A 23,014-nucleotide genomic window follows, 5' to 3' on the forward strand; every position below is an offset into this window, starting at 1 on the left:
ATGAATTGACGTTGGCCAACTGTCATTCCCGCTCCGGAGGCGAATAACTGATCTTCCCCATCACCACAGGATGAGCCGCCCCGGTTACCCGCGGGAGATTGTTTGGCACCCCGTCCAGCGTGCAGCCGGCTAATAACGCAAACGCCACCGCCTCTTTGGCGTCGCTGTGAAACCCCAGATCCTCTTGAGTCATCACGGCAACCCCCATCGCATTCATCTCGTCCTGCAGCTTGCTCATCAGCACGGGATTATAGCTCCCGCCTCCCCCAACGATCAACACATCGGCCGCATGCTGGGCCCGAACAAACCTCCGATATCCTTCACCAATCGTCCAAGCCGTAAGCCGGGTGACCGTAGCCACCAGATCCTCTGCTGAAAGAACATACCGTGCCTGGTGCTCTAACAGACGGTCAATGTAGGCCGCATTAAACAACTCTCGTCCGGTTGACTTCGGAATCGGCTGCTCATAATAAGGCTCCTGCATTAATTCTTCAAGCAGCCCGGCATGCACTTGGCCGCGCCGGGCCAGACTTCCGCCAACATCCATCGTGGCTGCGCCTCGAGTCAGGCGCGTCACCACACCATCGATCAATACGTTCCCGGGCCCCGTATCAAATGCATACACCTCATCTGACCGACAGTTCTGGGGAAGAACGGTCATATTTCCGATCCCCCCGATATTTTGCAGCAGCAACGTTCGCTTCTCCTCCCGATACAGCAAATATTCCGTATACGGCACAAGCGGAGCCCCTTGGCCTCCCACGGCCATATCCGCGACGCGAAAATCAGAGACGCAAGGGATTTCTGTCCGGGCTGCAATCACCGCCCCTTCCCCGATTTGAACGGTATGCCGTAAATCGAGGCCATCCACGAGGCTCGGGTTCGGCGCATGATAAATGGTTTGGCCATGGGAGCCAATCCAGGCGATCTCGCCGGGAGTTAACCCCGCCTTCCGAATTATCGCCAGCGCTGCTTGAGCGAACAACTCCCCCAGCCACACGTTCAGACGACCTACCCGGTCGATCGTCGCTTGCCGGGGATCAAACATCGCAAAGATCTCTGCCCGAACCTGATCTGAGTATGGCGTGTTTTCGTACGCTACCAATCGGACTTCCGGTTTTTCACTACCATCCAGGTTACCGCGAATGGCGATCACAGCGGCATCGATGCCATCGACCGAGGTTCCTGACATCAAACCTACCGCATAGCGGTAAGCCGCAGAAGTTCCGCGAGGACGCCCCATCCCCTCACCTCCAGGTTCACCCCTTCACCGCGCCAACCGTGACGCCTTCCAGGAAATATTTTTGCAAGCTGAAGAACAAGATGAACATCGGCAAGGCCGAGATCGTCGCCCCCGCCATCATCGGAGCGAAGTACGTGGTGTTCGCGAATCGGAAGTTTTTGAGCCCCACCTGAATCGTTTGCATGTCCATCGTGTTCGTGACCAGAAACGGCCAGAAGAACGTGTTCCAGCTATCCATAAAGGTGAGAATGGCCATAACCGCCATCACGGTTTTGGAGAGGGGGAGAACGATCTTCGTGAACATCTGAAGCTGGTTGCAGCCTTCCACCTTCGCGCATTCTAAAATTTCGAACGGAATGGAAGTCATGAACTGCTTGGCTAGAAAGATGTTAAATACGGTGACGAGACCTGGCATTATCAACGCACCGTATGTATTTTCAATCTGAAACACGTTCACGATCAAAATGTAAAGCGGCACCTGAGTTACTTGATACGGAATCATCATCGCGCAGAGCATAATCGAAAACAACACCGATCTGCCGCGGAAACGAATTTTGGAGAAGGCGTATCCCGCCAAGGTCGCAAAGAGGACATTCGACACCATCACGCTGGTCGCCACAATCAGCGAATTAAACAGCCAGCGATAGGAATACTCGCTATAGTCGAAGAAAAACTTGTAGGAATCCAGCGATATTTTGCCCGGCCACAACGAATAGCTTAAGGCCCCCGCTTCCACGGGATCACCGAAGGAGGAAATGATCATGAAGTAGATCGGAAACAGCGTCGCCAGCGCAAAAAGCAGAAGAACGATCATGAGCCCTGCGTTGCGGATTCGCCTAACGTATGGATGGCCGGTATGGGTGCTGTATAGTGCCATGGTTCATCCTCCCTCCCGCGCTAATATTCGATGTCGCTGCCCATAAATTTGAACTGGAGCAGCGAAATGCCGGCAATAATCACCGTCAGAATCAAGGATTGTGCCGCCGCCTCCCCGAATTCAAAATACTTGAAGGCATTGTTAAAAATCAGCAGCCCCACCATCGTGGTCGCGTTATCCGGACCGCCTCCAGTCATCAGATAGGCGTTCTGGAACACCTGGAAAGAACCGATTACGCCGGTCACCAGCAGGAACAACGTTGTTGGCTTGAGGCAGGGAATTACGATGTACCAGATCTTCTGGAGGAACGATGCCCCATCCAGCTCCGCCGCTTCATAGTAACTATGATCAATGCCAAGCAGCGCCGCCAAATAGATGATAATGCTCGTGCCGTGACTGGACAGCCAGGCCATCAACACCAGCGAGAACATCGCCGTTGAGCTGGAACCCAGCCAGTTCTGGTTCGTGATGCCAAACAAGCCTAGCAGCTGGTTTAAGATCCCGCTCGTCATTGGATCAAAGATCCATAGCCAGACAACCGACAGGGCTACACCGGATGCCACCGCCGGCAAATAATAGATCGCTTTAAAGGTCGTTTGCATTCCTTTACGCAGCGGATGGATCATGATGGCGATCACAAATGACAGGAACAAAGAGACCGGAACGGTTAAAACGGTATAAACAATCGTGTTCTTGATCGATTTCCAAAATAAGCTGTCGGTGAAGGTGTTTGCATAATTCTCCCATCCGACAAACTGGGAACCCAGCGGTTTGTATTCCTGAAAACTGATAATCAAAGCGCTGACAACAGGATAGGCGGTAAATACGGCGTAGACGACCAGCGCCACGGCGATAAAAGCGTATGCCCAGCTCGTGTCTCCTTTGATCCGCAGCATCTTTCTTTTGGTTGGGCCTGTCGTCCGCATTTTTGCCAACTGGGCCATCGTGTCCAAACTCCTTTTCGCTAGTGTAAAAAAAGCGGTTCGGATAGCCGCAGACCTTCCCCACGGCTATCCGATCCTCCATTGGTTAGTCGATCACTACGCCGTCTTCCCCAAACATCTTGATCGCTTCTTTTTTGACGGCTTCGTACATTTCCTCCGGCGTAATCTCATCAGCCAACAAGGCTTGCAGCTTCGGAATGATCACTTCATCCTCCAGCTTGATCGCCTGGGCGCCAAGCTCCACCGGGATATCCGGACGTGCCGGATTGGCGTGGGATAACAAAGTTTCGACTGCGGCAACGTTATCCGGATTCCGGTTCACCGTCAGGTCCTTCGCCGCTTCTCTGCCGCTCTTGGTAATGTGAGCCGCAAACAGGTCATTGTTCGTCAAGGCCGCTACTTTGCCGCTGGCTAGATAGTAGGCCGCCTTCACGACGTTAGCTTTATGCTCGGCGCTGGGTTCCTTCTTGCCGCGGAAGGTGACATAACCGTCCACGACTGTGCTGGAGACCGGCTCTTGACCTAGGAACGTGGGGACAGGAAGGACAATGTACTCAACCGGAATGCTGCCAGCGACCGCACTGCCGTCATTGGCCTTCAGCTTCTCATTGTTTTGATTTGCCGAGTTCTCGAAGGTGGCCAGCCCTTTCCCGGTAATCATCGTTTGACCGGTCAGGAACATGTTCCAGCGTTTGCCGGCATCGACGGAACTCAGCTCCTTCGGCATCGAGCCGTCATCGATCATTTGCCGTACCGCCTTTAGCACTTCCAAGTAATTTTTGCTGGTGTAAGCAAATTTCAAGTCTTTGGTGAACGCGGCAGGCATCCCGGCATTTTTAATGAGGATGTTCAGATAATCCTTGGCCGTCACCCCGGCTGTTGCGAACACGAAGCCGTACCGTTTGATCGTATCGCCTTCCTTCACGACGCCTTTTTTGATCGCTTCGCGGAACTCTTCGTACGTCCAACCGTTTTGCTGCACGCTTTTCCAATCGATTCCCGCTTCTTCAAGGAACTGCTTATTGCCGCCAAGGGCGTGAACCTCCATGTAGGCCGGGAACCCGTACAATCCATCCGCTTTCTTCATGTATTCGAGCGGCGTCGGATCAAAATCCGCGACCATTTCCGGGGTCACTGTATCGGTGATGTCCATCAACATCCCTTGCTGCACGTATTTGGAGATCCCATCCGATCCGATAAAGGCAATGTCTGGGGGACTGCCGGCGTTAACCTGCGTATCCAGCTTCTGCGTCATGTCCTCCCAGCTGGCCGGTTCAATCTTTAAGGTTAAATTGGGATAAAGGGCGTTGAAGTCCTTCTCGATTTCCTCAAAACGACTTTGGAAGTTGCCAGAAACCGGCGGGAGTAACGCGGTGATCGTGTCTTTGGCCTCGGCAGGCGCTTCAGCGGCGCCATTCGTGTTGTTGGGAGCGGCGGAATTGCCGCCGTTCGCGGCTTTGTTCCCCGACCCGCATGCCGTCAATAAGCTGATCGACATGGTTAATGCCAATACGGATGCCAATACATGCATTTTTCTCATAGCAAAAAATCCTCCCCCTGGATTATCGTGCTAAACCACTTTGTTTTGTGTGCGAATAGCCAGCTTGAGATTTCCGTCACACTCGCTTAATACGCGCTCGGCCTCCTTGGCCTTCATCCCCGTCTTAATCATCAGGATCGCAAGCTTGCAGTTCAGCGATGCCTCTTCCAGCACTTTCGCAGCGGTTGCGCTGTCGACGCCGGTGGCGATTTTGAGGATGCGGATGGAACGGTCATACAACTTCTTGTTGCTAGCCTTCAAGTCCACCATCAGGTTATTGTACGTTTTCCCCAGCTTCACCATCGTGCAGGTCGTGAGCATGTTAAGCACCAGCTTCTGCGCCGTTCCCGCCTTCAGACGGGTTGAACCCATAATCGCTTCCGGCCCTACGACAGGTGAGATACAAATATCGCAGACGGCCTCCAGCTTGGATGCCTTGTTGTTGACGATGCCAATGGTCGTCGCCCCCAGCTCGGCAGCTTTCTTCAGGCTGGCGATGACGAAGCTGGCGCTGCCGCTGGCAGAAATACCGATCACAGCATCCTTGTTCGTCACCCCAAGCCGTTCGATTAATGCGATCCCCTCCTCTTCGTTATCCTCATAACCTTCGACAGCTGCTCTTAAAGCGATGTCTCCACCAGCGATATGCCCTTGCACCAGCTCAGGATCAACGCCGAAGGTTGGTGGACATTCCGAAGCATCCAGCACCCCCAATCTACCAGAAGTTCCTGCCCCGATATAAAACATTCTCCCCCCCTGCATCAGCAGTTGGTGCAGAAGATCCACCGCCTTGGTGATCTGCGGAATTTCCGCAGCAACGGAGGCGGGCACCGTGGCATCCTCCCGATTCAGCAGACGCAGCATTTCTTCGGTTGAGCATTCATCAATCCTTAGCGTGTTCTGGTTGATAGCCTCCGTCGTCAGACCTGCATAATATTCTTCCATGGCGTCTTCATTCTCCTCACTGATGATCTGGTTTGATCCACCCTTTACTTGAGTCTTAGTTTACGGTGGTAAACTTTACCCCGTCAATAGTTTTTGAAATAAAATTTTACTATGTAATATATTTTTGATTTTTTACTCCTTTTTTCAACAAAAAAAGACATTGGATCGTCAGGATCCCATGTCTCGTGGAGCTTGATACTCTTATCTTTTGTGTTTCGCGGCTAAAATACTGTGCGTTTTGGTCAAATACTTCTTCACATTTTGATATTCCGCACTGGCCACCCCAGCAAACAGCATATCAATGATCGTTAGCATCGCAATCCGGGAACCCATCGCCCCGCTACGCATGGTGATCTCGGGTGTGGAAATGCCAAGCAGGATATCCGCCTTATCTGCAAGCTCACTTTTGTTGTATTTGGTAATGGCGACGGTCGTAGCGTTGTTCTTCTTGGCAATCTCCAGTGTCTCTATGATTTCCAAGGTATTTCCGGAGTTAGAGACGAAGATGGCAACGTCACCTTTGCCAAGCAATGTCGCCGCGGTCAACTGACTGTGCCCATCGGTGTACGAATGACACATTTTATTAATTCGTGAAAATTTCTGTTCCCCGTCCTGACACACCAATCCGGAGGCGCCGATCCCAAAGAACACAATGCGGTTGGAGGCCCGCAGCGCTTTAACGGCACGGGCAACCTCACCGCGATCCAGCACGCTTAACGTATCCTCAATGGACTTCATATTGTTGCGCGAAATGTTGGCGATAATCGTATCCAGGTCGTCGCCCGGTTGGATATCCGTGTACTGGTCCTTCCGCTCGTCGTCCATCGAGCCAAGCGCCGCTGAAATACTGACGATAAAGCTACGGTAACCGCTGTATCCCATCGTTTTGCAGAACCGAAGCACAGAAGCATCGCTTGTTTTGCTCAGCTTGGCCAAGCTTTTGATCGACAGGTGGGGAATGTCTTCCGTATTAGCGAGAATATATTCCGCTACCATGCGCTCGACCGGCGTCAGATTCTCCTTCATATCGCGAATTTTGATCAAAATATTATCATGAATTACCATCTTCATACCTACTTCACTATTTGGATATGTTTACTAGACTTGCAATCCTATCTTAAGCGCAAAGCTGACAAAAAACAAGCAAACCATGTGAATTTTTTTGGAAATTCATTCATTAAGTTTTGGAATTTTATTTTAAAGTATAAACATCTTTATGATATTAATTTACGAATTATATTATCGCAATGTAAACAAAAAGTCTCTATCTTACTGAATATATCCCTTATCTCTCATCAAATGTTCTTTCTAAAATAGTGAAAATAAATTGGAGTTAATATCTCCCAGTAATGGATTTTGTCTGATTCGAGTTCGCGGATTCTGGGTATGATGTAAGGGAGTCAAATGTGAATAAGCGAGTGATTTTTAAGGGAGGAGATTGATATGCCGATTGACGCATATTTGTATTTCGACGGCAACTGCCGTGAAGCGGTTGAGTTTTACGCCCAGGCGTTTGGCGTGGAGCGGCCGCAAATTATGACCTACGGCGAAGCGCACTCCGCAGAGCCGGATTATACGCTTCCTGAAGAGGCGAAGGATCGGGTCATGCACGCCAACTTGAAGATAAGCGGCAGCAACCTGATGTTCTCCGATGTGTTCCCGGGTTCCCCTTATACCGTTGGAACCAATATCAGTTTGGCGCTGATCAGCACCAATCGGGAGGAAATCACTACCGCGTTTGAGCGCCTCAAAGAAGGCGGCTCGGTTAAAATGGAGCTGCAAGAAACGTTCTGGAGCCCTTGTTACGGCAACCTAAAGGACAAATACGGCATCGAATGGCAGCTCAGTTATGACGACGGGAGAAACAGCAAGTAAACCTGCCATTTCTATCCCAAGTAGTACGAACAAAAAAACAACCCCTTCTCTTTTGATTGAGAAGCGGGTTGTTTCCTCTGGATTGATGAAATTTTAGACAAACACATGTACTAATTCAATATTTCGTTCTCTCGACAAATCCCGGAACTGCCATTCGTCGATTTGCACCAACGGTTTGAAAATATCGGTAGGGTTGTTCCATACGATCGTCGCCGTTTCGCCGTTGCTTAGTTTCACTTTCTTCCCGATGAAATTCGGCAGGAGATTGGCAGTCAACGCTTGAACCGCCTTCTCATTCAGCTTGCCGAATCCGAGATTATAAATGTTTCGCAGCACGGTCAAGATATCCTGCCGCGAACCTGATGCGTCTGGAGACGTCATCGCTATGTATTCATTGGCTACCGCAACAATTTCGGCATAAGGATGGATTTTCTCTTTGCGTAAGCTGGCCGGAAAACCGGAGCCGTCCTCCCGTTCATGATGCTGAAGTGCGACGAGGGCCGTCACTTCTTCCCCTGTCGATCGGCGGATGATTTCATAACCGTAGGAAGTATGACGATTCATTTCCTCCCGTTCTTCCCCAGTTAATTCATGCTCGCGGTTGCGAAGCGATTGGCGTACCTGGCTCTTCCCGATATCGTGCAGATAACCCGCTTTGCTGATTTCATAACATTCATTAGGCGGGTGTCCAAGCCAGGTGGCAATATAATAGGACAACAGACCTACCTGCAACGAGTGGTTATAAATATTAACATCCTCTTCAGTGAAGGCGATCAGGAGTGACACGACATCCTTATTTCGATCCAGGACCTCAAGCATGGGCACTAAATGCTGCTCAACCATGGATTGATTAAACTTCCCTGTCGTCAGCGCCTCTAAAAATAACGTCTGATACCCCTTCACCGTAAAATAAAAGTTATCGCGCAAACGCTGGATGAAGCTTGAATTCTTACCAGAGTTCAGGGCAACTTCCCCTTCGCGCAATTCGATATCGACGTAATCGATACTTTGCCGAATCAGCAGGGCAATTTCCTCCGCATGAATGCTTGTCCCCTTCGGAAGAATGTGCAAACCGGCTCGATTAAACACATCGGTTCTCAGACGGTCCCCTTCCTGAAGCTCCATGACGTGAGTTCTCATATGACCCCCCCTTCTTAATCTGCGCGTACATCGCCTAAAATCTACCTTATACTTATAAATATCGCGCAAACACACTCCGCCCTGAATAGTCCTAAAGGCGTGTTTTGATGGGGTGGCTGCTGCTGCCTTGTTCACTGAAATCCAGGCCAAAAGACCTTAGCTCGTCACTTCCGCTTCCATGGCGGATCTCCATACCCACCTCAGCTATTGTCCTCCTTTCTCATTTGGTTTCCACCGTTGAGCCTCGAACTTTGGTGCGGGCCTTAAATTGGGGCCGCTTCGTGAGCATCGGTAAGGGGGCTCGAATGACCATATCCCGCCAGTCGCGATAAAAGCTGGGGGACAACGGCGTTAAATAAGGAACCCCGGAGCTGTTCAGTCTCGATAGGTGAATGCAGATCATGATGAGGGTCAGGATGATCCCGTAGAAAAGGCCAGCTTGGAAGGAATCATCCCCTGGTGAAAGGACACCAGGGCGATATATAGCGACGGAAATGTTAACGAAATAAAAACCGCCGTATAACATTATTCTTGGCATGAGAACCCTTCTCCAATCAACTGATCCTTTCGATGATGTCGTTACCCTTTATTACCAACTTGCTTCAAAAATAATCTCGTTGCGATTGACTTTGGTTTTTACTCCGGTTCTGCTAAGAATTAGAATATTTCTCCTGTAAACGGCGCATCTTAACTGGGAATAGTCGGCTAGGAAGGAGGACGTTCCATGCCCATCATCAGAAAGCTGCAGCGCCGAAAGCACTCCATCGGGGGAAAGTCTGGCAAAACTCCGACACTTCCCCCAAGCCGTGCGGATTCGCCCGCTCCCGCTGCCGATCAAAGCTTACAAGCTCGGTTAGATTGGTTGAAGCAGGTGCTAAAGGACACCTCAGACATCATCTATCGGGAATTTACGATCAGCTCAGGGCAACCGTGCGCCTTAATCTATGTGCGCGGGATGATTGCGCAGGAGACGGTCCAGCAATTTATCGTTCGCAGCTTGCAGCGAGAATCCGCGCAGCTGCAAGAGAAAGATATTTATCAGTTCCTGTTCGAAGACAAGGCACTAAGCGTATCTCAAGCTACGGTCATCGATGACTTGAATCAAGCGGTTCAAGCCATCCTGAATGCCGGAGCTTTGCTAATGATCGACGGGGATATGCGGATGTTGACATTCTCCATTTCGGCTTACCCGACGCGCAGCATCGATGAAGCCCCCAATGAATCCGTCATCCGCGGGTCGAGAGAAGCCTTTATCGAGGATTTGGAGAAGAACCTGACCATGATTCGCCGCCGGATCAAGAGTCCGCATCTCAAAACGCCAACGGTCAATAAAGGCCGGGAAACACGAACCGGTATCGTGCTGGCTTATGTGGAGGACGTATGTAAACCGGAACTCGTGAAGGAAGTGCAGCGTCGACTTTCTTACCTCGACATGGACGGAATTCTGGGCTCCGCCTACGTGGAAGAAATCATCGAGGATAACCCTTATTCGCCTTTTCCGCAACTGCAGTACACGGAACGCCCTGACGTCGTCTCCGCAGCGCTGTTGGAGGGGAGAATTGCCATCATCGTAGATGGTTCACCGATCGTGTTGCTCGCTCCGGTGACATTGCCGATGCTGCTGCAATCGGCAGAGGATTATTACCAGCGTTATATCGCGGCGAACTGGATTCGCTGGATTCGTTATTTTTTCGTATTTGCTTCTTTAACCTTGCCGTCGATTTATATCGCAGTGACCACGTTTCATCCGGAAATGATCCCTTCACAGCTGCTGATTACGATCGCCGCTTCGCGGGAAATCGTTCCCTTTCCGGCGCTATGGGAAGCATTTGCGATGGAACTGGCGTTTGAAGCTCTCCGCGAAGCTTCTATTCGGATTCCAAAATCGATCGGGCAAGCCGTATCCATTATCGGCGCCTTAATCATTGGTACCGCCGCCGTCCAGGCAGGTATTGTCTCGGCGGCCATGGTGATCATCGTATCATTAACGGGGATTGCTTCGTTTATCATCCCCCATTTCGATTTAGGCTTGGCGTTTCGATTGCTGCGTTTTCCGATCATGATCTTAGCTTCCATGTTCGGATTGTACGGTTTGACCTGCGGGTTAATTCTGATTTACATCCATATGGTCAATTTGAGGTCCTTTGGGATTCCCTATATGTCCTCGATTGCCCCGCTGATGGGCAAGGATTTGGGCGACACGTTCCTTCGGGCTCCCTGGTGGAAGATGCGTAAGCGCCCGTTGCAGCTCTCGAACAACGAAATCCGGCAAAACTCAAATCCACGGGGTTGGGCAAAGGAGAAAGGTGAATTGGAGTGACGAGAATCCATCGCGCTATCGTAACTGCAATTTTGGTTTTCTTGCTCTTCATCGGCGTTGGCGGATGCTGGTCTGTCCAGGAGCTAAACAACCGGGCGTTTGTGAACACGGTGCTGATCGATCGAACAGAGGACGGGCAGATGGAGCTGACCTTAGGAATTCCGCTCCCCAACCGGATGATTCCGGGGGAATCCGGCGGGACAGGACAACCCCAAGGGGATCCGTTTAGCTTTGTGACCAGGCGAGCAGAAAATCTAAGCCAGGCCTTAAATTTAATTCAAATCGACGTGCCCCGGAATATTACCTTTGGTCAAACCCGCATCGTCGTGATTGGCCGAAGACAGGCGGAGTATGGCTTGGACCAGGTTGTCGAATTCGTCTTCCGCCAGCCTTCCTTCCGACTGAGTGCTAGCTTGTTTATAACACCCGGCGATGTTAAAGAGATAACGAAAGCACCGATGGTGTTTGAACGTATTCTCAGTGACATCCTGCGAAAATACGTCAACAATCACTATGTACTAGACACCACAATCAAGGATTACAAGCTGGCATTATATGAAGGAGGGGATATTCTAATCCCGCTGATGTATTTCGGGGAACTCCCAGGAGTGGCGCAAGAGGATCCGAAGAAGAACCGTTGGATGGGTTCCGGAGGTGCAGCGATCTTCAGCAACGGTAAAATGGCAAAGACCGTGCTCACCCCTCTCGAGCATCAAACCGCGCTGTGGATCAGCTCCCAGCTTAAAAATACGACGCTCACGATCTCCTCTCCCACCGATGGGAAGGAGATGAGCTTTTACATCGAGGAAATAAAGACGGACATTAAACCGAAAGTACAGGGAGATCAGGTCTCGTTCCGGCTCGTTAGCAGTGCCAAAGCTTATGTGGAATCCTCGCTCTCTCACATCGATTTGAAGGATCCGCAAGTTATTCAACAATTGGAAGAAATCCTGAGTAAAGACGTGGAAGAGCAGTTCATCCGCGTTCTGAACAAGACCCGTCAAGCCCGTTCCGACGCTTTCCTCATGAGACAATATCTGGATTGGAAATATCCAAAAGTTTGGCATACGATGCAGGATCAATGGAAAAATTATTACGCCAACGAACTCCCGATTGAGGTTGACGTTAATATCCGTGTAAACCGTACGGGCGGCGTTTATCGTTCGGTGGTTCACGAAACCAATAGATAGCGAGGGATCGACGTGGTCTATATTGGTATCCTGTATGTACTCATTATGACGGTAGACTGGATGATGCAGAAAAAAGAGGGCGTCCAGCTGAAAACCCGAATGACCGTACTGCTCGTCTCCATCTGTTTCTTCATCACCTCAGAAGTCACATTTAAACTGAAGGAACAATGGAATGTGATCATCATGTTCCAATATTTATGCCATACATTGCTGGGCAGATCGTATTGACACGGGACTTTAGGAGGCGGAAAGCATGCTTAATAACATTACAACCAATCAAATATTTGCGCTTTTCAGCTTGCAATCCTTCACCACAGTCATCGCCTTTTATACAGCGATGCTGCTCGGAGGCAGCAAGTATTCCACTCCGATGGCCGTCTTGGTAGGCGCTTTGCTGGGGCTGCTATTTTGCTACCCGGCCTATAAGCTCGCTTCCTCCCGCCCCAACGAATTTTTTGTTCAATTCGGGAGCAAAGTGGTGGGCCGCCCCCTTCATTTCATTTTCGTCCTTTATATCGTGCTGCTTCATCTCTTTCTGGCTGCCCTCAATTTAAGGGAGCTTGCTGATTTCTTGTTATCGGAATATTTGATTGGTACGCCGGATTGGGCGGTGGTTGCCATCTTTGGAGTATGTGTTGCCTATGCCGTACGCTGCGGGATCTTGACCATCTTCCGAATGGCAGAAGGCTTTTTTCTTGTTTTTGCCGCCGCCTTAATCTGTCTTCCGTTCATCGGATTTCAAGAGATGGAACTGGATATGTTCACCGCCTTGATAAACCATCTGTCGGTGAAGGATATGTGGGCCTCAATTGTAGATACCATGGCTATTTTTGGCGAGATGGCTTTCTTGTTTCTGCTTTTCCCTTATCTAGAAACGCCAAAAAAGGTGTTCCGAACCCTTTTCTGGGCTACACTCACTTCGCTGCTGTTGATCCTGATGCATCTCATTCCGATTCTGCTGACCTTTGGACCGAAGCTGGGAGCTAATCTGGTCTACCCCGACATGGAACTGGTTCGTTTCATTCGCGTTGGCTCGTTTATCGAAACAATGGACCCGATCTTAATTAGTTTGTGGTTAACCAGCATCTTTGTGAAAATGTCGTTTATTGTTTACACAGCGGTCTTATGTCTCGCCCAGTTGGCCGGCGTAAAGGATCACAAGCCCTTCACTTTGCCGGTTGTCGCCTTTGTGTCCATATACTCCTTGTCCATTGTTAGAACCCCGCCGGAAATTATTTCTTTCCTGTCCTGGGAGGGGGCGCTTCTGTTCTGCTTTGCCGAGTTTATCATCCCAAGTATTTATTGGTTCATCGGCGCAATACGCAAAAAATCCTCCGGGTCCAAAACAACAAAACCCGCCGGGAGCACTCCGACGGGTTAAGGCTTATTTCGTCGAAAGCCAAGCCCGTTCCTGATTCCATCGCAAAGCGACCGGCGTTTCAAAGAAATCGGATAACCCGGTTTCGTTCAGGACATCCGATGTTTTCCCTTGCGCGTACACTTCTCCCCGCCGAAGCAGCAGCGTATGCGTGAAAATCGGCAAGATTTCCTCGGTATGGTGCGTCACATACAGCATATGCGGCGTATTCGGTTCGGCGGCTAGCTGTGCGATGCTTTCCAGCAGCCCTTCCCGGGAGATGAAATCCAGCCCGTTCGTCGCCTCGTCCAAGATGAGAAGCTGGGGCGAGGCCATCAAGGCCCGGGCAATCAACAGCTTTTGCTGTTCCCCCTGGGAACACGTCTGGTAAGCCCGTCCATGCAGGTGGCTGCAGTGGAGCTGGTTCATTAAGGCTGCAGCCTGTTCATAATCCTCTGTCGTTGGCTTCTCGTAAAGTCCGATGGATGCAAATTTGCCGCTCACCACAAGATCCTCGGCTTTTTGCCCCCCATGCAGTCTGGCCTGCATCGAAGAACTAACCCACCCAATCGTTTTGCGCAGCTCCCGCAAATCTACTTCGCCAAACCGGTTTCCCAGTACGCTGATTTGGCCGGACGTCGGCCAGAGGTAGCCGCTGATCATATTAAGCAGCGTCGTCTTGCCTGAACCGTTTAAGCCCAGCATCGCCCAATGCTCTCCCTCGCGGACCGTCCAATCGATGCCGTTTAATACGGCCTTCCCATCCCGGAACCAAGTCACTTGATTCATTTCGATGATATCCATTCTTAGTACCTCCGAAAAAATAAGTAGATTTGCAGTACTCTCAAGCTACCCCCGTCCTTGCGGTTTGTCAAGCGCCGGCTGTTGATGGTTTCGCGTGCCAATTTCCTTTCGATCCGCTAGAATACAAATGAAAGGAAGTGAGGTATCATGAATCCGACATGGACTTGGGCTGACGTGGAAGCCCTTCAACAACGCGTAGAGCAGCATGACGGGATTGCTTTGAAGTTAAATTGGGATACCTTGCACTCCCGTAAGGAAGAGAGTGCCGCAGATCTGGTAGAGTTCCGCGAAGGGCAACTGGTAGCCTTCTTGGGATTGTATCCGTTCGGAAGCACGTTGGAAGTCTGCGGCATGGTTCACCCGGATTACCGTAGACAAGGTATCTTCACTTCCCTGCTTAGACGCGGATTAAACACAGCTACTTTGGGTTCGTATCCGAAGATCCTATTGAATGGTCCTGGGAACTCAGACTCGGCCAAGCAATTCCTGGCCGCCTATCCTTGCCGTTTTGAATTCAGCGAATATCAGATGAAATACACCCCGGAAGCAACTGCGGTGAATGCCCCGTCAAGAACGGCACAGATCACGCTTCGCTCGGCTGAGGCAGCGGACCGACCGCTGCTCGCTCGCCTCGACCAGGAGGGGTTTAATCTCGCTGCGGAGGAAACCCGATTGTTCTACGAGAAGTTAACCGAGGAGGAGATCCGCCAGAACGAGCTGATCGTGCATGAGGGCGAGGCCGTCGGGAAAATTCGCGTTTCCCACCGCGAACGGGAGGCTTGGATTTATGGATTTGTTGTTACTTCATCCCATAGGGGTCAAGGCATCGGCGGTACCGCCTTGCGGCAGGTCGTTGAACGTGAAAGAGCAAAGGGCTTCGACGTTTGGCTGGAAGTAGCACTGAACAACCCCCAAGCCAAAAAGCTTTATGAACAGGCGGGGTTCCGGGTATGCCGATCCCAGGACTACTATGCTTATTTGCGCTGATCTTGAAACGAATAAGACCGCAGGCTCCCCTTAAGAGCTTCTGCGGTCTTCGTTGCTTTAAGGCATTCAAATGTCCGAACTGGGCATGTAATTGATGGACAAGCTGCCGGCCATGATTTTGTAAGCCCAAAGCTTCGTGGCGCGATAGGCATTGTTGTTTTCCTCAAACAGTTTTTGTTCATGCCCTTCGTTCACAAACGCCTGGACTACGCGGATCCCGCCAATGTTCTCCTCTACGCGGGAATTGAAATCAGCGAGCGCGGAAAACAAGCCGCGATAGGTCTTGGTCATTTTTGCATTGAAATAAAGCGCTGCCACCACGGCACAGCTGAAATCTAGAATAAACAAATGTTTATAAGGTCGGTAATATGAAAAAAACGACGTAACATTTCCAAGACTCTCTCCTTGCCTCTCCAAAACTTGGCGTTTTAATGAAAGACTACCACAGTCGCGGAATGAATTGAAGATCGTTTTCACCAGGAAGGTAGCATGCCGATAGAAAAATAAGGTACAATAACTACCGAATCTACAGAACTTAAGGACATGCCCAAACGGGCGGGCCGCATGAGGCGGCGGAAGGAAGGATCAACACATGTATGTAGCAAACGATTGGCAGGATTATGAAGTAATGGACACCGGAAACGGGGAAAAGCTGGAGCGCTGGGGGGATATCATTTTGCGGCGCCCCGACCCGCAGATCATCTGGCCGATCGCCAATGAGGATCGCCGCTGGCACGATGTGCACGGGCATTACCACCGCAGCTCCTCCGGCGGCGGACAGTGGGAGATGAAGAAGCAGATTCCCGACCGTTGGACGATTTCCTATGACCGGCTGAAATTTTATATCCGCCCAACCAATTTCAAACATACCGGATTGTTTCCGGAGCAAGCCGCCAACTGGCGGTGGATGATGGACAAGATCGCCGGCGCGGGTCGGCCGATTCAGGTGCTGAACCTGTTTGCATATACCGGCGGCGCCACCGTAGCCGTAGCTTCGGCCGGCGCTTCGGTCGTTCACGTCGATGCAGCGAAAGGGATGGTCCAATGGGCTAAGGAGAACCTGGCGCTGTCCGGTTTGGCCGACCGCCATGTACGCTTCATCACGGATGACGTGTTCAAATTCGTGCAGCGGGAGCAACGGCGCGGCAACCGTTATGACGCGATTATCATGGATCCTCCGTCCTACGGGCGTGGTCCGGGCGGTGAGATGTGGAAGCTGGAGACGAGCCTCTACCCGTTCGTGGAATCTTGCTTGTCGATTCTGTCGGACAAGCCGCTCTTCTTCCTCATCAACTCGTATACGACCGGCATTTCCCCTACCGTACTGAACAACGTTCTGACGATGACCGTCAAGAAGCGTTACGGAGGACGGATCTCGGCCGGCGAACTGGGACTGCCGATCACCCGCTCGGGGCTTCACCTCCCTTGCGGCATTCTCGGACGCTGGGAGGAATAATCAATGGATTCCGAAGCTAAGCGGACCTCGGGGCAGCCGGCGATGGCAATCCTTTACGAAGACAACCATCTGCTCGGTATCGAGAAGCCGGTGAACATCCCCACCCAGGAGGATGCCAGCGGGGACCCCGATCTGCTGAATTTGCTGAAGGCGGACATCAAGGAGCGGTATGGCAAGCCCGGCAACGTCTATCTCGGACTTATCCATCGGCTGGACCGTCCGGTCGGGGGCGCCATGATTTTTGCCAAGACATCAAAAGCCGCTTCGCGGTTAGCGGAGATGGTGCGGAGCCGCCGGTTCAGCAAAACGTATGTCGCCGTCGTACACGGAACGCCGCCGCAGCGGCAAGGTCGTTTGACGGATACGCTGCTTAAAGACGAACGCACCAATACGGTGTCTGTCGTTCCCGCGGGGACACCCGGCGGCAAAGAAGCCCGGCTTGATTACCGGGTGCTCGGCACCTCCGCATCGGAGCGGCTGAGCCTTGTGCAGGTGGAGCTGCACACCGGCCGGCCGCACCAGATCCGGGTGCAAATGAGCCAAATCGGCTGCCCCCTGTATGGCGATCAGAAATATGGCGCGGGGCGGAATAAACCAGGCCAACAAATCGCACTTTGGTCGCTGTACGTCGGTTTTCCGCACCCGGTGACCAAGGAGCCGATCGATCTGGTCTCCCTCCCGCCGCGCGCGTATCCCTGGGATCGGTGGGAGGAAGGAACGTATACCCGCCTCGCAGCGCTGCTGCAGGCCGGGGGAAACGGAATAGAAATGTAAAAAAGGCGGGACGTCCGGAGCTGATTATTCAGCTCCCTGACGTCCCGCCTATTCATTGACTCCCTCGTAGGCAAGTTCCTTATTTCGTTCCGGAAATTTTGCCCAGCAGAAATACCAGCAGTTGTTGATTATGGGTGGAGATGCGATTCAACACGCCGCTTAAGTAAGTGTTGCGAACTTCGATGCCCCGCCGGACTTCGGATTGTCCTTTATCAGTAATCGACACCCATACGTTGCGGCGATCGTTCTCGTCCCGGTCACGGCGGATCAGTTCGCCCCGCTCCATTCGGTCAAGCAGCATCGTCACTGCAGCCGGCGTCGTGGAGAGAAACGGAATCAAATCGGACGGCTTCAGATTGCCCTGCTGCTCCAGCAGCTCCAGAACGGTCAACTGCGACGTCGTTAGCGTGGGAGCCAGCTCCTCCTCCATGTGGGCCTGATAATCCTTCACGATGAGATCAAGCAATCTGGCAAATTCAGCGGTATGCAATCTTATCCCTCCTTGCCTTACATCACCACTTGGATAATTCGCTGCTTCCTTCGCAAATTCCTGCTGCCTTGAAGCAATTATCCGGTGGTTTGCGGCAGAGGGGGCACCGCACTGGTTGTTTTATCGGACAGGATACCGCCAGCCGAACGTATCCTCCCGTTCCCCGCGTTGGATTCCTGTCAGCGTGTCGTACAGTTTGGCCGACAATTCTCCGGTCTGGCCTCCGGCAATCTCCATGTCATGACCTTCCCACGTCATGCTGCCGATCGGGGAAATGACCGCCGCAGTTCCAGTGCCAAACGCTTCTTCAAGCCGACCTTCCTTATGAGCCTCAAACAGTTCTTCGATCGAGATCCGGCGTTCCTTGACGGGAACTCCCCACGCCCTAAGCAGCTGAATGACTGAGTCCCGCGTGACGCCAGCCAGGATGCTGCCATTCAGTTCCGGTGTCACAACTTCCCCGCCAATTTTGAAGAACACATTCATGCTGCCCACTTCTTCGATATACCGTTTTTCGATGCCGTCAAGCCATAGCACCTGGGAGTAGCCAAGCGGTTTGACGTCCTCCTGCGCTTTGATCCCTGCGGCATAGTTCCCGGAGGTTTTCGCTTCGCCTGTACCGCCGCGAACCGCCCGGACGTACCGATCCTCCACGTAAATGCGCACCGGATGGATGCCTTCCGGATAATAAGCCCCAACCGGCGACAAAATGACGATCAACCGATACTCCTCCGCAGCCCGCACGCCAAGCCCTGCTTCGGTAGCGATAATAAAGGGGCGGATATACAAGGAATTGCCTTCGCCTTCCGGCATCCACTCCTCCTCCAGGGCGAGCAGACGGCAGATGCCCTCCAGCACTTCCTGCGGATCAACTTGGGGAATCCCAATGCGTGCGCACGAATGGTTCAAGCGGCGCAAATTCATATCGGGCCGGAACAATACCAGCTCTCCCTGCGGTGTCCGGTACGCCTTCATCCCCTCAAACACCTCTTGCCCGTAATGGAACACCATCGCCGATGGATCCAGCGAAATCGGTCCGTACGGCACGATTCGCGGATCGTGCCAGCCTTGATCTGCCGAATAATCCATAAGTAGCATATGATCGGTAAAATATTTGCCAAAGCCCAGCTGATCGGCAGCCGGCTTCGTTTTTTTAGCCGTAGTTAATGTGATGGACCAATTTCCCATGTTAAATTTCCTCTTTTCCCATATCGGATTAACGAACTGACGAAGCAATGAATTCTCTGTCTTTCACTATACCGATTCTTTCTTCATTGATCAATAATATCGTTTCAATTATAATCATTGACAATATCTATGTATCGGGGAGAATCATCCGCTATGGAGCATCGTCTATTGGAATATTTCATCGCAGTCGGCGAGGATTTGCATTTCACCAAAGCCGCGGAAAGACTGGGAATTACGCAGCCGACGCTCAGCCACCAAATTCGCTTGCTGGAGCAAGAGCTTGGGACGGCCCTCATTCAACGGATTGGCAAAAAAAACCATCTGACTCAAGCGGGTTCAATCCTGTTGGAGCACGCCCGCCGAGTGATCTATGAGGTGGAACAGGCTAAATTGGAAATTGGCCAGATCACCGGCGTCCAGCGCGGACAGCTCCGTATCGGCTGCTCCGGCAACCACCTGCTGGAAGATAAGCTGATCTCTTTCCATCGCCAGTACCCCGGGATCGAGCTGACGGTACTTGAGCTTGCTACTGAGGAGACAAGAGCCGGACTGCTCGCCAACCAGCTGGATCTCGGCGTCGTGTTTCTGCCGCTCCAGGACGAGCACATCGTCAGCCGCCCACTGTTCGACGAGGCGCTGGTGCTGGTTGTCTCCAGCCAGCACGCGTATGCGGAGCTGCCGGAAGTGACGCTGGAGCAGGTCGCGCAGCTGCCGCTTGTGTTATTTCCGCCGAAGTTTTACGTTCGCCAGCTGCTTGATACAGCTTGCGCTGAACAGGGGATCGAGATCCGGCCGGTCATGGAGCTGTCGACGATGGAATCGCAGGTACAGATGGTCATCCACCACGTCGGGGGAACGGTTCTCCCCGGCTCCTATGCCCGGACGTTGACCAGCACGAATCGCCGCAGCGGAATCACCTTCATCCCGTTGGCAGAGCCCGTACCGCACAAAAACGTCGGGTTGGTCTACCGCAGGAGCACGTTTATGGACCCTACGCTCCAAGCGTTTATCCGTCATTTAACCGAGGAAGACGAGGAAGACACTCAAGCCCCCGTCTCAGCTCCTAAACGTTAATCCTTTCGATCGCAAAGCCTCTTTAAGCTTAGGTATGGAAGCTGGCCCCATGCCATGAAATCGCAGCACCTCTTGTTCACTCAGCTCAGCCAGCTTCTCCAAAGTCGTTACGCCATTCGCTTCCAAGGCCCGTCTAGCCGGTGCAGATAACCGCGTCAGAAAGTCCGCTGCCGGTTCACGCTCCTGTTCACAGATGGGACAAGTCGGACAATCACTGCTTTTGTAGTAGGTATGCCCTTTCGGGCAGGTCCTTTGCGTTTTTGCTTGTGCCGCCATCGTATATTCCATCCCTTCACCACGGATTGATGTAGATCCTAAAAAAACTCCGGGAAAGTTTCAAGCCCTTCCCCGGAGATTATCGCTTATTCTTTGACGAAGAGATCCACGATCTCGTCGTTTTTGTCCACGGACATCATCGCTTTCCCGATCGACTTCCGGTCCGCTATCGGAGCATCCTCCGAGCTGAAGGTGTGCATCTGCCCTTCCTTCGTGACCGCCTGCAGCAGCACCGGCTCCTTGCAGTGAACGCCGCCGACCAAGCGGCTGCCGTTCGGTTTGACCCGCTTGCCTTCCTTAAATTCAAACGTCTGAACGCCTTTGCCGCCCCGGCTTTGAACCGGATAATCCAGCAGCAGGCTGCGCTTAGCGTAAGCCAAGTCGGACACGACGAGCACTTCGCCTTCCTCGCCTTCGACCCAGAGCGCGGAAACAACTTCGTCATCGTCCTTCAGGTTGATTCCGCGTACCCCTGCCGATACCCGTCCCATCGGGTTCACTTCGTCTTCGGCGAACCGAATCGCCATCCCCTGCTTCGTTAGCAGCAGGATCTCTTGGTTGTTCCGGCTGACGGTGACACTCAGCACTTCATCGCCGTCGCCAACCTTACAGGCAGCTACCGCGCCGGAGCGCTTCTTCTCGTATTCTTTCAGCTCCGTCCGCTTCACCTGACCGTTCTTCGTCACGAAGACCAAACTGAGCTCCGGATTCTCATCGAAGCTTTTCACCGGAATGACGCTGACAATGCGATCTTCCTTGGCGAGCGGGATCACGTTGACGATCGCCGTCCCGTTATCCTTCCATTTGAACTCTGGAATCTGGTGCACCGGCAAGAGGAAGTATTGGCCCCGCTGCGTAAAGATCAACAGGTTCTGCAGCGTATCTACCTCTAGCAGATACTTAATGTAGTCGCCTTCCTTGACCCCGGATCCATCCCGCTCCCCGCCGGATCGAGTAAACGACAGCATGCTGGTGCGCTTGATGTATCCCTCACGGGAAATCGTGACCAGCACATCCTCTTGGGCAACCAACACTTCGAGGTTGACCTTGAGCTCCTCGACCTCGTCCTGAATGTGCGAGCGGCGGTCGATCCCATATTTATCGCGGATCTCGATCAGCTCTCTCTTGATCAATGCGATCAGCTTCTTATCGCTTTCCAAGATGCCGCGCAACACGGTGATTTTCTTCTGGATGTCCTCCAGCTCTTTTTGCAGCGTCGTAATTTCCAGATTGGTCAAACGGTACAGCTGCAGGGTCAAAATCGCATCCGCCTGCCGTTCGGTAAACCCGAACATCCATTGCAGGTTGTTTTGCGCATCTTGACGGTTCTTGGAAGCTTTGATCGCCGCGATAACCTCATCCAAAATGTTAAGCGCCTTGACCAAGCCTTCCAATACGTGAGCACGGTCCTCCAACTTCTCCAGCTCATATTGCGTCCGGTAGGTCACAACCTCGCGCTGGTGGGCAATGTAGGCTTCGAGCATCGCTTTGAGCCCCAGCTGACGCGGCGCCTTGTTGACGATCGCCACCATGTTGAAGTTGTAAGTGACTTGCAGGTCGGTTTTTTTCAGCAAATACGCCAAAATCCCCTGTGCATCCGCATCCTTCTTCAACTCGACGACGATGCGCAGTCCGTTCCGGCCGCTTTCGTCCCGCACTTCGGCGATGCCCTCCACTTTTTTCTCCAGACGGATGTTTTCCATCGCCGTAACCAAGCGCGACTTCACCACCTGATAAGGAATTTCGGTGATGACAATCTGCTGCTTACCGCCGCGGAGCGTTTCGATTTCCGTTTTGGAGCGCAAATAAATCCGGCCTTTGCCGGTCTCATAAGCTTCCCGAATGCCTTCCTCGCCCATGATAATTCCGCCCGTCGGAAAATCCGGTCCCTTGACGAACAACCGAATTTCCTCCAGCGTCATTTCCGGCTTCTCCATCAAGGCGATGCAGGCATCGATCACCTCGCGCAGATTATGCGGCGGAATTTCCGTTGCAAACCCTGCGGAGATCCCGCTAGCCCCGTTGACCAGCAGGTTTGGGAACCGCGCCGGCAATACGACAGGTTCCTTCGCCGTGTTGTCGAAGTTGTCCTTGAACGGCACGGTCCGTTTCTCAATATCTCGCAATAGCTCCATCGCGATCGCCGACAGGCGCGCTTCGGTATACCGCATCGCCGCTGCCGGGTCATCGTCCTGCGAACCCCAGTTGCCGTGACCGTCGATGAGCGCATGGCCCATCTTCCATGGCTGCGCCATCCGCACCATCCCTTCGTAGATCGAAGAGTCCCCGTGCGGATGGTAGTTCCCCATGACGTCCCCAACCGTCTTCGCCGATTTACGGTACGGCTTGTCCGGCGTATTGCCGGAGTCGTACATTGCATACAAAATCCGGCGTTGGACCGGCTTCAACCCGTCGCGAATATCAGGGATCGCCCGGTCCTGAATAATATATTTGGAATACCGGCCAAAGCGGTCGCCTACAACCTCTTCCAAGAACGCCGGCAAAAAGTTTTCCAGCATGCTCACATCAATTCA

The 23,014-nt window shown here is 52.3% G+C and carries 23 protein-coding genes; 9 read left to right on the plus strand and 14 right to left on the minus strand.

The features are described from left to right. Nucleotides 1-22: 22 nt before the first annotated feature. The 6 genes from NSQ80_RS11470 to NSQ80_RS11495 form a co-directional block, all read right to left on the minus strand. Entirely contained in the window at nt 23-1,243 is a 1,221-nt protein-coding gene (locus NSQ80_RS11470; protein WP_339299093.1) for an anhydro-N-acetylmuramic acid kinase, read from the minus strand. A gap of 16 nt (nt 1,244-1,259) precedes the next feature. Next, entirely contained in the window at nt 1,260-2,120 is an 861-nt protein-coding gene (locus NSQ80_RS11475; RefSeq protein ID WP_339299095.1) for a carbohydrate ABC transporter permease, read from the minus strand. Between the two features lie 20 nt (nt 2,121-2,140). After that, nucleotides 2,141-3,064: a sugar ABC transporter permease gene (locus NSQ80_RS11480; protein WP_339299097.1), complete on the minus strand. Its 924-nt coding sequence runs from the start codon at nt 3,062-3,064 to the stop codon at nt 2,141-2,143. A gap of 85 nt (nt 3,065-3,149) precedes the next feature. Next, entirely contained in the window at nt 3,150-4,604 is a 1,455-nt protein-coding gene (locus NSQ80_RS11485; protein ID WP_339299099.1) for an extracellular solute-binding protein, read from the minus strand. 30 nt (nt 4,605-4,634) lie between these two features. Further along, on the minus strand, nt 4,635-5,549 hold the full coding sequence (gene murQ, locus NSQ80_RS11490; RefSeq protein ID WP_323076647.1) for an N-acetylmuramic acid 6-phosphate etherase: 915 nt from the start codon (nt 5,547-5,549) through the stop codon (nt 4,635-4,637). A gap of 201 nt (nt 5,550-5,750) precedes the next feature. After that, complete coding sequence (locus NSQ80_RS11495) at nt 5,751-6,614, minus strand: MurR/RpiR family transcriptional regulator (protein WP_339299102.1); 864 nt, start codon at nt 6,612-6,614, stop codon at nt 5,751-5,753. A 378-nt stretch (nt 6,615-6,992) separates the two neighbouring features. Between NSQ80_RS11495 and NSQ80_RS11500 the strand changes: the two genes are divergently transcribed. Continuing rightward, nucleotides 6,993-7,424, plus strand: a complete 432-nt coding sequence (locus tag NSQ80_RS11500; RefSeq protein ID WP_009225973.1) for a VOC family protein — start codon at nt 6,993-6,995, stop codon at nt 7,422-7,424. Nucleotides 7,425-7,517: 93 nt separating this feature from the next. Here NSQ80_RS11500 and NSQ80_RS11505 read toward each other — a convergent pair whose 3' ends face one another. After that, the gene (locus NSQ80_RS11505) at nt 7,518-8,564 is read right to left on the minus strand and encodes an HD domain-containing phosphohydrolase (protein ID WP_260070768.1); all 1,047 of its coding nucleotides are present in this window, start codon (nt 8,562-8,564) and stop codon (nt 7,518-7,520) included. 220 nt (nt 8,565-8,784) lie between these two features. Then, the gene (locus NSQ80_RS11510; protein ID WP_260070767.1) at nt 8,785-9,102 is read right to left on the minus strand and encodes a spore germination protein; all 318 of its coding nucleotides are present in this window, start codon (nt 9,100-9,102) and stop codon (nt 8,785-8,787) included. 186 nt (nt 9,103-9,288) lie between these two features. Between NSQ80_RS11510 and NSQ80_RS11515 the strand changes: the two genes are divergently transcribed. From NSQ80_RS11515 to NSQ80_RS11530, 4 genes are read left to right on the plus strand one after another with little or no spacing between them, the layout of a single operon-like run. After that, the gene (locus NSQ80_RS11515) at nt 9,289-10,884 is read left to right on the plus strand and encodes a spore germination protein (RefSeq protein WP_339299104.1); all 1,596 of its coding nucleotides are present in this window, start codon (nt 9,289-9,291) and stop codon (nt 10,882-10,884) included. Beyond that, nucleotides 10,881-12,074, plus strand: a complete 1,194-nt coding sequence (locus tag NSQ80_RS11520) for a Ger(x)C family spore germination protein (RefSeq protein WP_339299106.1) — start codon at nt 10,881-10,883, stop codon at nt 12,072-12,074. The genes NSQ80_RS11515 and NSQ80_RS11520 overlap by 4 nt, the downstream gene beginning before the upstream one ends. 12 nt (nt 12,075-12,086) lie before the next feature. Further along, a complete protein-coding gene (locus NSQ80_RS11525; protein WP_260070764.1) occupies nt 12,087-12,302 on the plus strand; it encodes a hypothetical protein in 216 nt (71 codons plus the stop codon). A 25-nt stretch (nt 12,303-12,327) separates the two neighbouring features. Further along, a complete protein-coding gene (locus NSQ80_RS11530) occupies nt 12,328-13,455 on the plus strand; it encodes a spore germination protein (protein WP_260070763.1) in 1,128 nt (375 codons plus the stop codon). 3 nt (nt 13,456-13,458) lie between these two features. Here the strand turns inward: NSQ80_RS11530 and NSQ80_RS11535 are convergent, their stop codons facing one another. Next, nucleotides 13,459-14,235: an ABC transporter ATP-binding protein gene (locus NSQ80_RS11535; RefSeq protein ID WP_260070762.1), complete on the minus strand. Its 777-nt coding sequence runs from the start codon at nt 14,233-14,235 to the stop codon at nt 13,459-13,461. A gap of 147 nt (nt 14,236-14,382) precedes the next feature. On the opposite strand from NSQ80_RS11535, the gene NSQ80_RS11540 reads away from it, so the two are divergent. Then, complete coding sequence (locus NSQ80_RS11540) at nt 14,383-15,222, plus strand: GNAT family N-acetyltransferase (RefSeq protein WP_339299111.1); 840 nt, start codon at nt 14,383-14,385, stop codon at nt 15,220-15,222. 66 nt (nt 15,223-15,288) lie between these two features. Here the strand turns inward: NSQ80_RS11540 and NSQ80_RS11545 are convergent, their stop codons facing one another. Further along, nucleotides 15,289-15,540, minus strand: a complete 252-nt coding sequence (locus NSQ80_RS11545; RefSeq protein ID WP_339299113.1) for an ABC transporter transmembrane domain-containing protein — start codon at nt 15,538-15,540, stop codon at nt 15,289-15,291. A gap of 274 nt (nt 15,541-15,814) precedes the next feature. Between NSQ80_RS11545 and NSQ80_RS11550 the strand changes: the two genes are divergently transcribed. Both NSQ80_RS11550 and NSQ80_RS11555 read left to right on the plus strand, forming a co-directional pair. Beyond that, nucleotides 15,815-16,678 carry a class I SAM-dependent methyltransferase gene (locus tag NSQ80_RS11550; RefSeq protein WP_339299115.1) on the plus strand — a complete coding sequence of 288 codons (864 nt, stop codon included), beginning with the start codon at nt 15,815-15,817 and terminating at the stop codon, nt 16,676-16,678. 3 nt (nt 16,679-16,681) lie between these two features. Continuing rightward, nucleotides 16,682-17,452, plus strand: coding sequence for an RluA family pseudouridine synthase (locus tag NSQ80_RS11555; RefSeq protein WP_339299117.1), 771 nt, complete (start codon nt 16,682-16,684; stop codon nt 17,450-17,452). Nucleotides 17,453-17,531: 79 nt separating this feature from the next. Here the strand turns inward: NSQ80_RS11555 and NSQ80_RS11560 are convergent, their stop codons facing one another. After that, the gene (locus NSQ80_RS11560; RefSeq protein WP_260070759.1) at nt 17,532-17,942 is read right to left on the minus strand and encodes a MarR family transcriptional regulator; all 411 of its coding nucleotides are present in this window, start codon (nt 17,940-17,942) and stop codon (nt 17,532-17,534) included. A gap of 120 nt (nt 17,943-18,062) precedes the next feature. Next, the gene (locus tag NSQ80_RS11565) at nt 18,063-19,130 is read right to left on the minus strand and encodes a branched-chain amino acid aminotransferase (RefSeq protein ID WP_036645895.1); all 1,068 of its coding nucleotides are present in this window, start codon (nt 19,128-19,130) and stop codon (nt 18,063-18,065) included. A 153-nt stretch (nt 19,131-19,283) separates the two neighbouring features. Between NSQ80_RS11565 and NSQ80_RS11570 the strand changes: the two genes are divergently transcribed. Continuing rightward, nucleotides 19,284-20,204, plus strand: a complete 921-nt coding sequence (locus NSQ80_RS11570) for a LysR substrate-binding domain-containing protein (protein WP_339299119.1) — start codon at nt 19,284-19,286, stop codon at nt 20,202-20,204. On the opposite strand, the gene NSQ80_RS11575 is transcribed toward NSQ80_RS11570, so the two are convergent. Further along, entirely contained in the window at nt 20,187-20,480 is a 294-nt protein-coding gene (locus tag NSQ80_RS11575) for an RNA polymerase alpha subunit C-terminal domain-containing protein (protein ID WP_260070757.1), read from the minus strand. The genes NSQ80_RS11570 and NSQ80_RS11575 overlap by 18 nt on opposite strands. A gap of 86 nt (nt 20,481-20,566) precedes the next feature. Next, entirely contained in the window at nt 20,567-23,005 is a 2,439-nt protein-coding gene (gene parC, locus NSQ80_RS11580) for a DNA topoisomerase IV subunit A (RefSeq protein WP_036645893.1), read from the minus strand. Nucleotides 23,006-23,014: the final 9 nt, after the last annotated feature.

It is taken from the genome of Paenibacillus sp. FSL K6-2441 (assembly GCF_037964765.1).
Lineage (GTDB): Bacteria > Bacillota > Bacilli > Paenibacillales > Paenibacillaceae > Fontibacillus > Fontibacillus phoenicis.

Excerpts from the sequence above, each read along its gene's own strand:
- NSQ80_RS11480 (WP_339299097.1), bottom strand. The coding sequence starts at position 3,064 with ATGGCCCAGTTGGCAAAAATGCGGACGACAGGCCCAACCAAAAGAAAG.
- NSQ80_RS11485 (WP_339299099.1), bottom strand. The coding sequence starts at position 4,604 with ATGAGAAAAATGCATGTATTGGCATCCGTATTGGCATTAACCATGTCG.
- NSQ80_RS11555 (WP_339299117.1), top strand. The coding sequence starts at position 16,682 with ATGGATTCCGAAGCTAAGCGGACCTCGGGGCAGCCGGCGATGGCAATC.
- NSQ80_RS11515 (WP_339299104.1), top strand. The coding sequence starts at position 9,289 with ATGCCCATCATCAGAAAGCTGCAGCGCCGAAAGCACTCCATCGGGGGA.
- murQ (WP_323076647.1), bottom strand. The coding sequence starts at position 5,549 with ATGGAAGAATATTATGCAGGTCTGACGACGGAGGCTATCAACCAGAAC.
- NSQ80_RS11530 (WP_260070763.1), top strand. The coding sequence starts at position 12,328 with ATGCTTAATAACATTACAACCAATCAAATATTTGCGCTTTTCAGCTTG.
- NSQ80_RS11510 (WP_260070767.1), bottom strand. The coding sequence starts at position 9,102 with ATGCCAAGAATAATGTTATACGGCGGTTTTTATTTCGTTAACATTTCC.
- NSQ80_RS11540 (WP_339299111.1), top strand. The coding sequence starts at position 14,383 with ATGAATCCGACATGGACTTGGGCTGACGTGGAAGCCCTTCAACAACGC.
- NSQ80_RS11565 (WP_036645895.1), bottom strand. The coding sequence starts at position 19,130 with ATGGGAAATTGGTCCATCACATTAACTACGGCTAAAAAAACGAAGCCG.
- NSQ80_RS11570 (WP_339299119.1), top strand. The coding sequence starts at position 19,284 with ATGGAGCATCGTCTATTGGAATATTTCATCGCAGTCGGCGAGGATTTG.
- NSQ80_RS11500 (WP_009225973.1), top strand. The coding sequence starts at position 6,993 with ATGCCGATTGACGCATATTTGTATTTCGACGGCAACTGCCGTGAAGCG.
- NSQ80_RS11535 (WP_260070762.1), bottom strand. The coding sequence starts at position 14,235 with ATGGATATCATCGAAATGAATCAAGTGACTTGGTTCCGGGATGGGAAG.
- NSQ80_RS11575 (WP_260070757.1), bottom strand. The coding sequence starts at position 20,480 with ATGGCGGCACAAGCAAAAACGCAAAGGACCTGCCCGAAAGGGCATACC.
- NSQ80_RS11495 (WP_339299102.1), bottom strand. The coding sequence starts at position 6,614 with ATGGTAATTCATGATAATATTTTGATCAAAATTCGCGATATGAAGGAG.
- NSQ80_RS11470 (WP_339299093.1), bottom strand. The coding sequence starts at position 1,243 with ATGGGGCGTCCTCGCGGAACTTCTGCGGCTTACCGCTATGCGGTAGGT.
- NSQ80_RS11550 (WP_339299115.1), top strand. The coding sequence starts at position 15,815 with ATGTATGTAGCAAACGATTGGCAGGATTATGAAGTAATGGACACCGGA.
- NSQ80_RS11475 (WP_339299095.1), bottom strand. The coding sequence starts at position 2,120 with ATGGCACTATACAGCACCCATACCGGCCATCCATACGTTAGGCGAATC.
- NSQ80_RS11505 (WP_260070768.1), bottom strand. The coding sequence starts at position 8,564 with ATGAGAACTCACGTCATGGAGCTTCAGGAAGGGGACCGTCTGAGAACC.